Source organism: Ralstonia sp. 110700041-2, assembly GCF_056280165.1.
The window spans coordinates 93430-107021 of the sequence record NZ_JBSFAI010000011.1 but is presented as its reverse complement, the minus strand read 5'-3'; the positions used below and the strand labels follow the sequence as shown (position 1 = coordinate 107021).

Sequence of the window (13592 nt, the reverse complement as noted above, 5' to 3'; positions counted from 1 at the left end):
TTGTTTTATGCGGCAGTCACGACGCAACCGAGTTCGCGCGCTGCCGATTTGGAACTGATTTGAGTTCTTCTAGGATGGCTCACGTCCGACCCCCGTGAACGTGATCATCTGCGCGACAAAAAAGCCCAGGCAGATGCATCCCCGGAATAGTGGGGAATTAGTCAAAAAGTGTCAACAACCCCCTCCTTCAACCGCGAGATTCGGGAAGGCTAGTGTTGGTGAAAAACCAACGATCCGTCGCTGCATGGGACGCCGTGCCCCCGACTCCCGGAGAGGGTATTGACCAGATATGACAGTTATACGGCCAAATTCACACTAACTTGAGCGACTTTCCAAGTGTCCGTCGACTCATGCCTGCCTGCCATCACGTCAAGCGCCAACACGGCGCCATCCTGCTCGAATCCCTTGTCGCACTCGCCGTATTGTCTCTGTGTGCAGCGGGCACCTTGACCGCACTTGAACGGATGGAGACCACCAGCCAAAGCCTGCGACAGCTATCGACCGACGTCCGAACGCAAAACAACCGGGCCGAATCCGCAAACGTGCACTGACATGTGCCGGCTCTCTCATGCTCGGCGGGGCGCGACGCTTGTGGAGTTGCTGATCGGCACGCTGGTCGGGCTGATCGTGCTTGGCATCGCGCTGCAACTGACACTCCTGGCCCGTGCAAGCTATCAGCGCGTTGCCGACGATGCCCTGATCGAAAGCCGCGGCACGCAGGCGCTGGAACTGCTGACAATGGCACTGCAGCATGCAGGGTGGGCAACCGATACGCCAGCAGCATCGCCAGAGCGCCGATGGCCAGACGCGAAGGCGACGCTATCGATTCAAGGTGCGGACAGTTGCACCCCTCCCGAAGCGGAAGTCCTTGGCTGCAACGGCAGTGGCATCCGAAACAGCGATGCCGTGCTGGTCCGCTTTGCAGGCCGTAGCATGCATACCAACTCGCAGCGACCTGACGACAGCATCATCGATTGCTCCGGCTACGGGGTCGCTGAGCCCGTTCAAAACGGCAGCGACGACCAGCGCGCGGGATACATGCTGCTCTATCTCGCCCGAGCGACGGATCAAGAACCGCAACTCATGTGCCGGTCGCGAAGGCATCAAGCCGGTCAGACTGTGGCGGGCCGTTGGACATCCAATGGCATGGTCCGCGGCGTCGAAACAATGCAGCTTCTGTATGAGGTTCGCACCGCTGGCGGCACCTCAAGCACGACACTGTCCGCGCGCTCGCTGACCACCGAGCAATGGCGCCAGGTTCAAGCCGTGCACATCGCGCTGGTCGTTCGCGGCGACTACCACACGCCCAGGTCAGCCAACAAGGCCACGTCCACACTCGCGCTATTTCCCGACCTCGAGCGAGTTGAAGGCGCCCACGCACAGGACTTGCACTTCACGCCCACCGAAACCCAACGCCGTCGTGCCGTTTTCACTGCAACGGTACGCTTGCGCAATCCGCTCGCCTGCGACGTGGACGTATGTTGAGCGATAGCGCCAAAGCGCGTGGTTTCTCGATGATGGTCGTGATGCCTGCGGTGGTGTTGCTCGGCCTACTGATCATGGCGACCTTCCATCTGGTGTTGGATCAACGGCACCGCACGTCTCTCACGGCCGATCGTGCCTTGGCCAAATACGGCGCGGAAATGGCGCTGAATGCGGCGGAGTGCGAACTGTCCGTCGCCACCGAAACGCCCACGAACCTCCAATGTATGGCGGCCTTGCCACGGGAACGTATCGCCGCACTGGATCCGGTTTTGAGACGCGGCTTCCTGGTGGGAACGTGCGGCAACGACGGCTCGCTTGGGTTATGTCAGCCGCAACCCGACCAATCGCTCTGGACGTTGGCGCGACTGCTTGATGCGACCACCCACGCCGTAGAGATCGACGCACGCCTCCCAGGCACCCAGCGCATTGCCGGCCGCACTGCGCGGTACGTCATTGAGCCGATTCCCGATCGATGGCCCGGCCAAACTCAGCATAGCGATGACACGCCACCGCCATGGTTGTATCGCATCACGGCAGCAGGATTTGGCGCCGACCCCGCGGTCAGTGTCGTGCTGCAAACAGTCTTCCGCCCCCGAGTGCCGCGCCATACATCCACGCCTCAGACCACCACCGAAGCTGCACTGCCCACCATTCGACCCAGTGGCACGGTGACACAACGCGTCTACACCACAAGCGACCAGCACGACGCAACCACCCCCCATTCGCAAACCTTCATGCTCGGCCGCCTGAACTGGCGTGAGCTGATCGAGGAGGGCTTACGATGAAGTATCGCCATGCCGCATTCACGCTTGTCGAGCTTACGATCGCATTGGCCATCGCTGCGTTATTGACCGGCGCCGCCATACAAACCTGGTCGAGACACCATGAGCGCGCGCGGCGGACTGCGGCGCATGCGGCGCTGGTCTCAACCATGGTGGAATTGGAACGCCAGTATGCGCACACAGGCAATAGCTCCTCACCGGCCAACATTCCGGAATACATCTCCGGCTATCACTTGCTTGCTGGCCCGTGCGATGGGCGTGCTGCCGCACATTGCATTGAAGTCGTCGCCCAGCCGGTGCACGCGGGCACCGACTGCGGCGCGCTTATCCTGCGCAACACCGGCGAACGGTTCATGCAGATCGGCAATGCGCGCCAACCGGCATCGCCCGCATGCTGGCCATGAACGCCTCTCGTCTGCGGGCCGGGTTCACGCTGGCTGAGCTCGTCGTCGTCCTGAGCGTGATATCGATCCTTGCGATGTTCGCCGCGCCCGCCGCGTTGAATTGGTGGCAACGCGAGACTGTCGTCGTTCTGGCCGACCGCTTTGTCAGCGCGATCTCGCTGGCGCAGACCATGTCGCGCAATCAGCGTGCGTGGGTTCACCTCGGCCCGTGCAACGCTGAGCAGGGTTGGTCGTCGGGATGGGCGTTGTATATGACGCCCTCGCCGCAAACCCAGGCGACGCCGCTTGAACCCGGCACCGAAGATATCTTGATGCGCGTGTCGCCGCATGTGGTGCCGCCCGTCGAATTTGCGTTCACGGCGTCACAGCGGGATGTCGACACCCTCTCTTTTGCACCTGTGGGATACTCGCGACAGCGCAACGGCAGCCAGCTCTACGGCACGCTGACAATCCGATCTGGAGCACATGAGCGGCGGGTCCGCATCAGCTCCGCAGGCCGCGCCCGCATCTGCGATCCGGCCAAGGACACCAAAACGTGCGGCGCCAGCGCCTCGGCTAACGACGATTAACCCAAACTCCCGCATTTTTTGCTCATGTTCTCCGACTTCGACCACGCCATGATGCAGCGCGCCCTGGCGCTGGCCGAGAAGGGCTTGTTCACCACCACGCCCAACCCGCGCGTCGGATGCGTGATCGTGCGAGACGACACCGTCATCGGCGAGGGCTACACGCAACCCGCCGGACAGGACCACGCTGAAATCCAAGCCATCAAGGATGCTCAGTCGCGCGGCCAGGACGTGCGCGGCGCCACCGCCTATGTGACGCTGGAGCCCTGCAGCCACTTTGGCCGCACCCCGCCCTGCGCGGATCGTCTCGTCGAAGCGGGGATCACCCGCGTGGTGGCGGCCATGGAAGATCCAAACCCCGCTGTCTCCGGACGCGGCTTGCAGAAGCTGCGCGATGCCGGGGTCGACGTGCGCTGCGGGCTGCTGGAGCGGGAGGCGCGTGAGCTGAACATCGGTTTCGTTTCGCGCATGACGCGCGGCACGCCCTGGGTGCGTGTGAAGGTCGGCGCTTCGCTGGACGGCCGCACCGCGCTGGACAACGGCATCAGCCAGTGGATTACCGAAACCGAGGCGCGCAACGACGGCCACCGCTGGCGCGCGCGCGCCTGTGCCATCCTCACCGGTATCGGCACGGTGCGCGAAGACAATCCGCGACTGACCGTGCGCGCCATCAACACGCCGCGCCAGCCTCGCCGCGTGCTGATCGACTCGGCGCTGGACGTGCCACTCGACGCCCACATCCTCACCGCAGATGGGCACCACGAGCCGACGCTCATTTTTGCCGCTCAACCCGAAGCTGGCCGCATGCGTGCGTTGAGCGAGCGCGGCGCGGAGGTCATCCTGCTGCCGAACGCCGCAGGAAAAGTCGATCTGGCCGCAGTCCTGCGCGAACTGGGTCGCCGCGAAATCAACGAGCTGCACGTCGAAGCCGGCTTCAAACTCAACGGCTCGCTGCTGCGCGAAGGGCTGGTTGACGAGATCCTCGTCCATCTGGCACCCAAGGTGCTCGGCTCGGGCCAGGGCATGTTCAATATGGGGCCGCTGCAGACGCTGGAAGGCGCGGCCGAATTCTTCTTTCACGATATCTCGCGCATCGGGGGCGATCTCCGCATCCTGGCGCGCCGCAACCCGACGGATTGATTGCTTATGTTCACCGGAATCGTCGCCGCAGTTGGCCGTATTGAAACCGTCTCGCCGCTTGGCGACAACGCCGATGCCGGCGTGCGCTTGTCCATCGACGCCGGCGGCCTGCCGCTAGCCGACGTGGCCTTGGGCGATTCGATTGCCATCCAGGGCGCATGCATGACGGTCGTCGCCAAAACCGAGACCCGCTTCGACGTGGATGTATCGCGCGAATCGCTGTCCAAGACCGTCGGGCTGGAACGCCCCGGCGAGGTCAATCTGGAGAAGGCTCTGCGCCTGGCTGACCACATCGGCGGGCACCTCGTATCCGGCCATGTGGACGGCCTGGGCACGGTCACATACTTCGCGCCGGTCAACGAATCGCACGAACTGCGCGTGCGGGCTCCGGTAGAGCTGGGCAAGTATCTGGCCTACAAGGGCTCCGTGGTGGTGAACGGCGTGTCGCTTACGGTCAATTCCGTCCGGGACGATGCCGACGGCTGCGAGTTCTCGATCAATCTGATCCCGCACACCGTGGCAGTCACCACGCTCAAGCACCTGAAGGCCGGCAGCCAGGTCAACCTGGAGATCGACCTGATCGCCCGCTACGTGGAGCGCATGCTCACCCACGCCGCTATTGGCCTGCCCGTGGGCACACAACCCCTGGCAGCCGTTTGAACCATAGGCCCCACTGGCTTGGGGCCGCCTTGGCGTACAATAACGGGCTTGCCATCTACGCAGTCGCACGGCCCCCGAAATCACCGATTGACGGGAGTTGACCGGCGGCGCGCACCCCTGCTACGCCATGTCGATCGCCACAGTCGAAGAAATCATTGCCGAAATCCGCGCCGGCCGCATGGTCATCCTGGTCGACGAGGAAGACCGTGAGAACGAAGGCGACCTGATCCTGGCGAGCGACTTTGTCACGCCGGAAGCCATCAACTTCATGGTCACGCACGCGCGTGGCCTGGTGTGCCTGACGCTCACCGAAGAGCACTGCGACCAGCTCGACCTGCCGATGATGGCAAGCCGCAACGGTACGCAGTTCGGCACCAATTTCACCGTATCGATCGAAGCGGCCGAAGGCGTGACCACCGGTATTTCCGCGGCCGACCGCGCACGCACCATTCAGGTGGCGGCAGCCAAGAACGCCAAACCGTCTGACCTGGTGAACCCGGGCCACATCTTCCCGCTGCGGGCCCAGAAGGGCGGCGTGCTGATGCGCGCCGGCCACACCGAAGCCGGTTGCGACCTGACCGCCATGGCGGGCCTGACACCCGCCGCCGTAATCTGCGAGATCCTGAAGGACGACGGCACCATGGCGCGCTTGCCGGACCTCGTGGAATTCGCCAAGAAACACGGCCTGAAGATCGGCACGATTGCCGACATGATCCAATACCGCAGCCGCACCGAGAGCATCGTCGAGCGCGTCGGCGAGCGCACGATGGAGACGCAGTTCGGCACGTTCCACGCCGTCGCCTTCCGCGATCGGGCGGCCGGCCGCGCCCATCTGGCGCTGGTCAAGGGCACGCCGACGCCGGACACCGAAACGCTGGTGCGCGTACATGAACCCCTCTCGGTGCTGGACCTGCTCGAGTGCCAGCGCACGACGCACTCGTGGAGCGTGCCCGCTGCCCTGCGTGCCATCCAGGCTGCCCCGACCGGCGTGGTCGTGCTGCTCAATTGCGGCGATTCGGCGGACCGGCTGTTCACGCAGTTCTCCGCGCTGGACGCGCCGCATGAGCGCCCGCGTACGAAACCCGATCCGCGCATCTACGGCATCGGCGCGCAAATCCTCAAGGACGTGGGTGTGGGCAAAATGCGTGTGCTGGCCTCGCCGCTCAAACTGCCGAGCATGGTCGGCTACGATCTGGAGGTGACGGCGTACCAGTCGATGGCAGATGCACCCGACGTCACTTCCTCTGCATCCACCGCGACACACTGATTTTCCCGCGGCAGCCGAGACTGCCGCGCCGGCTTTCTTCTTCTGACGTTGCCCGACCGGCAACCTTAACTGGAATACACCATGGACCACGGCTTCTACCCGACCAATCTCAACGGCGAAGGCCTGCGCATCGGCATCGTCCAGGCGCGTTTCAACGAGCCCGTGTGCGAAGCACTGCGAGAAGCTTGCGTCGCTGAACTCGAACAACTCGGCGTGGCCGGCGAAGACGTGCTGCTCGTGACTGTGCCGGGTGCGCTGGAAGTCCCACTGGCGCTGCAGAAGATGGCCGAGTCGGGCCAGTTCGACGCGCTGATCGCGCTGGGCGCAGTCATCCGCGGCGAGACGTACCACTTCGAACTGGTGTCCAACGAATCGGGCGCCGGCATCACGCGCGTGGGCCTGGACTTCAACATCGCCATCGCCAACGGCATCCTGACCACCGACACAGACGCACAGGCCCACGCCCGCACCCGCGAAAAAGGTCGCGACTGCGCCCGCACCGCCGTCGAAATGGCCAACCTGACCAACGACCTCGACGGTCTGCAGGATCACGGCCAGGACGACGACGGCGAGAATGAATAAGCGCTTCCTCGCGCAAAGGCTTTTCCCATGACGCAAGACAATTCCCAAGCCAAGGCCAAAGCGCCCGCCAAGAGCGCGCGCCGCCGTGCGCGCGAACTGGCGCTGCAGGGTCTGTATCAATGGCTGCTCAATCGCAACGACCCGGGCGTGGTCGAGGCGCATCTGCAGGACGCGCAAGGCTTCAACAAGGCCGACCGCGCGCACTTCGACGCGCTGCTGCACGGTGCGATCCGCGAAGAAACCACGCTGACCGAGGCGTTCACGCCGTACCTGGATCGCCCGGTTGCCGAGCTGTCGCCGGTCGAGCGTGCCGCCCTGCTGGTCGGCGCGTACGAGTTGGTGCACTGCGTGGACATCCCGTACAAGGTCGTGATCAACGAAGCGGTTGAACTGACCAAGACCTTCGGCGGCGTGGAAGGCTACAAGTACGTCAACGGCGTGCTGGACAAGCTGGCTACGCAAGTGCGCGCTGTCGAGGTCGCTGCCCGCCGGTAATTCGGCGTCTGCTGTTCGCTTTACCTTTTTCGCTTCGCTTCAAGATGGACGCCCACCGCCTGCACACAGCCGCCCGGCTGGCCAATATCCGCGCCTTTCACGTGATGGAACTGGCCAAGCAGGCCCGCGAGCTGGAACTGGCGGGGCGCAGTATCATCCACATGGGCATCGGCGAGCCGGACTTCACCGCCGCCGAGCCCGTCGTGCAAGCGGCCGCCGACGCCATGCGGCGCGGCGTCACGCAGTACACCGGGGCCCTGGGCATCCGCTCGCTGCGCCAGGCCATCGCCCGCTACTACCACACCGTCTACGGCCTAGACATCGCGCCCGAGCGCATCATCGTGACGGCGGGCGCGTCGGCAGCGTTGCTGCTGGCGTGTGCGGTGCTGGTGGAGATTGGCGGCGAAGTCCTGATGCCCGATCCAAGCTATCCGTGCAACCGTCACTTCGTGGCCGCCTTCAATGGCGAGGCGAAGCTGGTGCCGTCGGGGCCGGAAGAACGCTTTCAGTTGACTGCCGCGCAGGTCGAAACCCACTGGGGCGAGCGCACGCAGGGTGTGCTGCTGGCCTCCCCTTCCAACCCGACGGGCACGTCGATCCTGCCGGATGAGCTGCAGCGTATTGTGCAGGCGGTACGTGCACGAGGCGGATTCTCGATCGTCGATGAGATCTACCAAGGTTTGTCATACGATCAGGCCCCGGTCTCCGCACTGTCGTTCGGCGACGATGTCGTCACGATCAACAGCTTTTCCAAGTATTTCAACATGACCGGCTGGCGGCTCGGCTGGCTGGTGGCACCCGCCGAACTGGTGCCGGAGTTCGAGAAGGTCGCGCAGAACCTGTTCATCTGCGCGTCGGCGGTGGCGCAATATGCGGCGCTCGCCTGCTTTGCGCCGGAAGCGTTGGCGATCTACGAAGAGCGCAAGGCCGAATTCCGCCGCCGACGTGATTTCATCGTGCCAGCGCTGGAGTCGCTCGGCTTCAAGGTACCGGTCAAGCCGGACGGGGCGTTCTATGTCTACGCCGATTGCCGCGGCGTAAACCACCCGCACGCCGCCAATGCCGACGCCCTCACCCAGTCGATGCTGCATGACGCTGGCGTGGTGCTGGTGCCGGGGCTCGATTTTGGTCCACACACGGCGCAGCACTACATCCGGCTGTCGTACGCCACGTCGATGGCGCATCTGGAAGAAGCGGTCGCTAGGCTCGGCAAGCTATTCAGCCGGTAAAACACTCTACGCGTCGCCCAAACAGAAAAGGCCGTCCCGAAGGACGGCCTTTCCTATATAGCGCAGCGAATCGGGCCAATCAGGCTTGGCCCTGCGACTTATTGTCCAGACGTGCCTCTTCCTGTTGACCAGCCGCCGGTTGCTTGTCGGACGGCTTGGTGGCTTGCGTCTTCGCATCGGCTTGCGTCACAGGCGTTGCCGTCGCGACCGGCTTCACCGGTTCGCGCTCAGACGCCACCGTCATGGGCGAACGATGCCCAGTGGCCACCATGCGCAGGCGCGACCGCTCTTGCAGCACCTTGCCGCCGTAGCCGCCGTCGCCTTGCGTGACCGCCCCGACATACAGCTTCAGGCCGCCTTCGATCGAACCTGCACGCGCGATGCAATCCTTCAGCACCAGCGCACCGACCTTGATGTTGGCATACGGATTGAGCGCAGCACCAACGCCGCCCATCACTTCGTACTTGTCCTGGTGGACCTTGGTCATGACCTGCATCAGACCCTGCGCACCCATACCGCTTTCGGCGAACGGGTTGAAACTGGACTCGATGGCCATCACGCCCAGGATGAGCAGCGGATCCAGGCCGACTTCCTTGCCGGTCTGATAGGCCGCTTTCACCAACTGGCCAGTGGCAGTGGCCGCCACGCGGTACTTGCGGGCGATGTACTCGGCCACGGCAGCCTGCTCTCGCGGGGTACCGGCGGTTGCCGACTCACGCGCGTCACGGACGACTTGCGTGTTCGGAATCTGCGCAGCCAACTCGGCCACGGACGGCACCTTCGAAAGCGTGTCCCAACCTGCGGCCGCGACCGTGCCACCCTGCGCCGCAGCAGGCGCTACAGCTTGAGCGGCACCCGTACCGGCGGACGGCGCCGTCGGTGCAAAAGCAACCGGCTGCACGCCAGCCGCAATCGCGGGCGACGGATTGGCCGAGGCGACACTGGTGTCGACACCCGGCGTGAAATGCAGCACGCGTTGAGCGACCGTGGCGCGCCACTCGCTGTTGAGCGAGAGGGCAACTGCGGCGGCCACCGCCAGCAAGCCGATGCTATTAAGCACGACATGCCCGCTGCGGAACACCAGCAGTACGCCAGGATGCAACTCATTGCGGGACGCGGCGGCGCCCCCTGCGTTCAACTCCATGCGCAGCTTACGAGGCAGCGCAACTTGACCAGCACGCGCGAGGCGGCGGCCAACCGGGGCTACGAGCCGGCGTTGCAGCGCCGATCCGATCCCGGAAGAATGAAGGGTTTTCCAACCGTTCATACTTACCTCCGTCCGCTGCGCAGATCCGGTAGACGCCTTTCTTTTGCCTGGCGCCGTGCGTTTCGAATCGCAACGGTTTTTAGTAAGGATGCCGCGCTGTTGCAGTCAGCCGGCATCTGTTGGGGGCACTCCCCTAGTGCCCAGAGAAATGCGGGCCGTGTCCTTGGGGAGGTCACGTCCCGCAGCGATGCTGATGTGCTCTGGTGTCGCCCCTCATACGTTTGAGAACGGGGCGTAGGCATTAGCCGAAAACATGTTGCGTTGCAACAATTGCCAGATCGGATTGGATTGTAGGAAGCGCGTTATGCCAAGTCAATCATAAAGAAGTAAGTTTTCATATCCAAAAGTTATGATAAGGCTCCCGTTGTTGGGACTGGCTGACCTGCGATGCGTTCTGTCATCAGGGGGTCATGGGGTTTTGGCCGTACAATCGCGGCCACCCTGCCTACACCAAAAAAATGTCGCCCGGACGACTATTCGGGGGACAGCCCCTCCGCGTGATAGGCGATCTACCTTACCTTTGGTTACAAAATCTCCATGCAATACAGGGACTTACGTGACTTTCTCGCCCAACTCGAACGCACGGGCGAACTGCGCCGCGTGCACCAGCCGGTATCGCCGCGCCTGGAAATGACCGAAGTCTGTGACCGCCTGCTGCGCTCCGAAGGCCCGGCGGTAGTCTTCGAGCAGCCGGTGGACGGCGCACAGAAGTACGACATGCCGGTGCTGGCTAACCTGTTTGGCACCACACGTCGCGTGGCGCTGGGCATGGGCGCGGAGTCGCTCGATGAACTGCGGGACATCGGTCACCTGCTCTCGGCGTTGAAAGAGCCTGAACCGCCGCGCGGCCTGCGTGAAGCCGGCAAGCTGTGGACGATGGCCAAGGCCGTGTGGGATATGGCGCCACGCAAGGTGTCGTCGCCGGCGTGCCAGGAGATCGTGTGGGAAGGGAATGACGTCGACCTCTCGCGCATTCCCGTACAGACGTGCTGGCCCGGCGATGCGGCTCCGCTCGTCACCTGGGGGCTGGTCATCACGCGCGGGCCGCATAAGAAACGGCAGAATCTGGGCATCTACCGGCAGCAGGTCATCAATCGCAACCAGGTCATCATGCGCTGGCTGGCGCACCGCGGCGGCGCGCTGGATTTCCGCGAGCACGCCATCGCCAATCCCGGCCAGCCGTTTCCGATTGCGGTGGCACTGGGCGCGGATCCGGCCACCATTCTCGGCGCGGTGACGCCGGTGCCGGATACGTTATCTGAGTACCAGTTTGCGGGGCTGCTGCGCGGCAGCCGGACTGAGCTTGCGACATGCCTGACGCCTTCGCTGGCGCAGGCGCAACTGCAAGTGCCGGCCGGCGCCGAAATCATCCTCGAAGGCCATATCCAGCCGGATCCGACGCACCCGAGCGGCTATCAACACGCGCTGGAAGGCCCCTTCGGCGATCACACAGGCTATTACAACGAGCAGGACTGGTTTCCCGTGTTCACGGTCGAGCGCATCACGATGCGCCGCGACCCGATCTATCACTCTACGTACACAGGCAAGCCGCCCGATGAGCCGGCCGTGCTCGGCGTGGCGCTCAATGAAGTGTTCGTGCCGCTGCTGCAGAAGCAGTTTCCGGAGATTGCCGATTTCTATCTGCCGCCCGAGGGCTGCAGCTATCGCATGGCGCTGGTCAGCATGAAGAAGCAATACGCCGGCCACGCCAAGCGCGTGATGTTCGGCGTGTGGAGCTTCCTGCGGCAGTTCATGTATACGAAGTTCATCGTCGTGGTGGACGACGACGTGAACCTGCGCGACTGGAAGGAAGTGATCTGGGCGATCACCACGCGCGTGGATCCGGCGCGCGACACGGTCATGGTCGAAAACACGCCGATCGATTACCTCGATTTTGCGTCCCCGGTGTCGGGCCTGGGCTCCAAGATGGGCATCGATGCCACCAACAAATGGCCCGGCGAAACCACGCGCGAATGGGGCCAGCCCATCGTCATGGATACCGCTGTCAAGGCCAAGGTCGACGCCATGTGGGACACGCTCTTCCAATAACCACAAGGCTCGGCGGCCTGGCCTGCGAGCGAACGATCGTTCGGTTATTCTTAGCGAGTTAAGCGACTGCTGCATCTAAAAGGCGGGCCCTCTTTGTCTACTGGGCCCGCCTTCCTTATGGAGAACGCCATGGCCGAAGCACTCGACTCATCCCGCACCGCCGCCAACGCGCTGGAGCGCATCACAGACCGCACCCTTGTCAAAACGCAGTCCTACGTCGACGGCGCCTGGGTGGGCGCGGCAGACGGCGCGACCTTTCCCGTCTACGACCCTGCCACCAACGCACACCTGACTGACGTCGCCAATCTCGGCCACGCAGAAACGCTGCGCGCCATCGACGCCGCCAATGCGGCTTGGCCCGCATGGCGCGAGCTGACCGGCAAAGAGCGCGCCGGCCTGATGCGACGCTGGTTCGACCTGCTGATCGCCAATGCCGACGACCTCGCCACGCTGATGACCGCCGAACAGGGCAAGCCGCTGGCCGAAGCCAAGGGCGAAATCGTCTACGGCGCGTCGTTCATCGAATGGTTTGCCGAAGAGGCCAAGCGCGTCTCCGGCGACGTGATGGCCAGCACCTGGCGCGACAAACGCATGGTCGTGTTGAAGCAGCCGGTGGGCGTGTGCGCCTCCATCACGCCGTGGAACTTCCCGCTGGCGATGATCACTCGGAAGGTTGCGCCGGCCATGGCGGCAGGCTGCACCATCGTCATCAAGCCGGCCGAGCAAACGCCGCTGTCCGCGCTGGCGATGGCCGAACTGGCGCACCGGGCGGGCATTCCCAAGGGCGTGGTCAACGTGGTGACGGGCGATGCGGACCGCTCGATCGCCATCGGCAAAGCCCTGTGCGAATCGCCGATCGTGCGCCATCTGTCGTTCACGGGCTCGACGCCGGTGGGCCGCATCCTGATGCAGCAATGCTCGCCGACGGTGAAGAAGGTGGCGCTTGAACTGGGCGGCCATGCGCCGTTCATCGTGTTCGACGACGCCGACATCGATGCTGCCGTGGAGGGCGCGGTGCAGTCGAAGTACCGCAACGCGGGTCAGACGTGCGTGTGTACGAACCGTTTCTATGTGCATGCGTCGGTGTACGACGCGTTTGTCGAAAAGCTCTCGGCCAAGGTGCGCGGCATCAAGGTCGGCAACGGCTTCGAGTCGGGCGTTGTCCAAGGCCCGCTGATCGACGACCAGGCCGTGGAGAAAGTGCAGCGCCACATCGACGATGCGACGCAGAAAGGCGCACGCCTGACCGCTGGCGGCAAGCTGATGCAGGGCTTTGGCTCGCAGCGTTTTGTCGAGCCCACGGTGCTGGCCGATGCCACGCCCGACATGCTGATCGCGCGCGAAGAAACCTTCGGGCCCGTCTCGGCCATCTTCAAGTTCCAGGACGAAGCGGAAGTCGTGCGCCTGGCCAACGACACGGAATTTGGCCTGGCCTCGTACTTCTACAGCCGCGACATCGGCCGTATCTGGCGGGTGGCCGAGCAGCTCGAATACGGCATGGTCGGCATCAACACCGGGCTGATCTCGAACGAGGTCGCGCCGTTTGGCGGCATCAAGCAGTCGGGCCTCGGCCGTGAAGGTTCGGTCTACGGCATCGACGAGTATCTCGAACTCAAGTATCTGTGCATGGGCGGCATCTGAACCGTCGCCCCCTCTCGGCCGACCT

At 63.8% G+C, this 13592-nt stretch carries 14 protein-coding genes; 13 read left to right on the top strand and 1 reads right to left on the bottom strand.

Annotation, left to right across the window (positions count from 1 at the left end):
* The first annotated feature begins 350 nt into the window (after window positions 1–350).
* From ACUXH0_RS17290 to ACUXH0_RS17240, 11 genes are all read left to right on the top strand, one after another.
* Window positions 351–551: a type IV pilus modification PilV family protein gene (locus ACUXH0_RS17290; protein ID WP_259393718.1), complete on the top strand. Its 201-nt coding sequence runs from the start codon at window positions 351–353 to the stop codon at window positions 549–551.
* Window position 552: 1 nt separating this feature from the next.
* Window positions 553–1485, top strand: a complete 933-nt coding sequence (locus tag ACUXH0_RS17285; RefSeq protein ID WP_182594397.1) for a PilW family protein — start codon at window positions 553–555, stop codon at window positions 1483–1485.
* Window positions 1486–1514: 29 nt separating this feature from the next.
* Window positions 1515–2270 carry a pilus assembly PilX family protein gene (locus tag ACUXH0_RS17280; RefSeq protein WP_259393714.1) on the top strand — a complete coding sequence of 252 codons (756 nt, stop codon included), beginning with the start codon at window positions 1515–1517 and terminating at the stop codon, window positions 2268–2270.
* Window positions 2267–2671, top strand: a complete 405-nt coding sequence (locus ACUXH0_RS17275) for a type IV pilin protein (RefSeq protein WP_182594395.1) — start codon at window positions 2267–2269, stop codon at window positions 2669–2671. Before ACUXH0_RS17280 ends, ACUXH0_RS17275 begins: the two co-directional genes overlap by 4 nt.
* On the top strand, window positions 2659–3240 hold the full coding sequence (locus tag ACUXH0_RS17270; protein WP_182594394.1) for a GspH/FimT family pseudopilin: 582 nt from the start codon (window positions 2659–2661) through the stop codon (window positions 3238–3240). Before ACUXH0_RS17275 ends, ACUXH0_RS17270 begins: the two co-directional genes overlap by 13 nt.
* 24 nt (window positions 3241–3264) lie before the next feature.
* Window positions 3265–4377, top strand: coding sequence for a bifunctional diaminohydroxyphosphoribosylaminopyrimidine deaminase/5-amino-6-(5-phosphoribosylamino)uracil reductase RibD (gene ribD, locus ACUXH0_RS17265; RefSeq protein WP_182594393.1), 1113 nt, complete (start codon window positions 3265–3267; stop codon window positions 4375–4377).
* A gap of 6 nt (window positions 4378–4383) precedes the next feature.
* The gene (locus ACUXH0_RS17260) at window positions 4384–5037 is read left to right on the top strand and encodes a riboflavin synthase (RefSeq protein WP_004629548.1); all 654 of its coding nucleotides are present in this window, start codon (window positions 4384–4386) and stop codon (window positions 5035–5037) included.
* 127 nt (window positions 5038–5164) lie between these two features.
* Window positions 5165–6304 carry a bifunctional 3,4-dihydroxy-2-butanone-4-phosphate synthase/GTP cyclohydrolase II gene (gene ribBA, locus ACUXH0_RS17255; RefSeq protein WP_012435059.1) on the top strand — a complete coding sequence of 380 codons (1140 nt, stop codon included), beginning with the start codon at window positions 5165–5167 and terminating at the stop codon, window positions 6302–6304.
* Between the two features lie 81 nt (window positions 6305–6385).
* Window positions 6386–6886, top strand: a complete 501-nt coding sequence (gene ribH, locus ACUXH0_RS17250) for a 6,7-dimethyl-8-ribityllumazine synthase (RefSeq protein ID WP_004629552.1) — start codon at window positions 6386–6388, stop codon at window positions 6884–6886.
* A 27-nt stretch (window positions 6887–6913) separates the two neighbouring features.
* Window positions 6914–7381, top strand: a complete 468-nt coding sequence (nusB, locus tag ACUXH0_RS17245; protein ID WP_004629553.1) for a transcription antitermination factor NusB — start codon at window positions 6914–6916, stop codon at window positions 7379–7381.
* 44 nt (window positions 7382–7425) lie between these two features.
* Entirely contained in the window at window positions 7426–8610 is a 1185-nt protein-coding gene (locus ACUXH0_RS17240) for a pyridoxal phosphate-dependent aminotransferase (RefSeq protein WP_004629555.1), read from the top strand.
* 79 nt (window positions 8611–8689) lie between these two features.
* Here the strand turns inward: ACUXH0_RS17240 and ACUXH0_RS17235 are convergent, their stop codons facing one another.
* Window positions 8690–9877 carry a lytic transglycosylase domain-containing protein gene (locus ACUXH0_RS17235; protein WP_004629556.1) on the bottom strand — a complete coding sequence of 396 codons (1188 nt, stop codon included), beginning with the start codon at window positions 9875–9877 and terminating at the stop codon, window positions 8690–8692.
* A gap of 537 nt (window positions 9878–10414) precedes the next feature.
* Here ACUXH0_RS17235 and ubiD point away from each other — a divergent pair.
* Window positions 10415–11926 (top strand): 4-hydroxy-3-polyprenylbenzoate decarboxylase, encoded by a 1512-nt coding sequence (ubiD, locus tag ACUXH0_RS17230; protein WP_182594392.1) that lies wholly within the window; start codon window positions 10415–10417, stop codon window positions 11924–11926.
* 129 nt (window positions 11927–12055) lie between these two features.
* Window positions 12056–13567 (top strand): NAD-dependent succinate-semialdehyde dehydrogenase, encoded by a 1512-nt coding sequence (locus tag ACUXH0_RS17225; protein ID WP_012435056.1) that lies wholly within the window; start codon window positions 12056–12058, stop codon window positions 13565–13567.
* Window positions 13568–13592 lie beyond the last annotated feature (25 nt).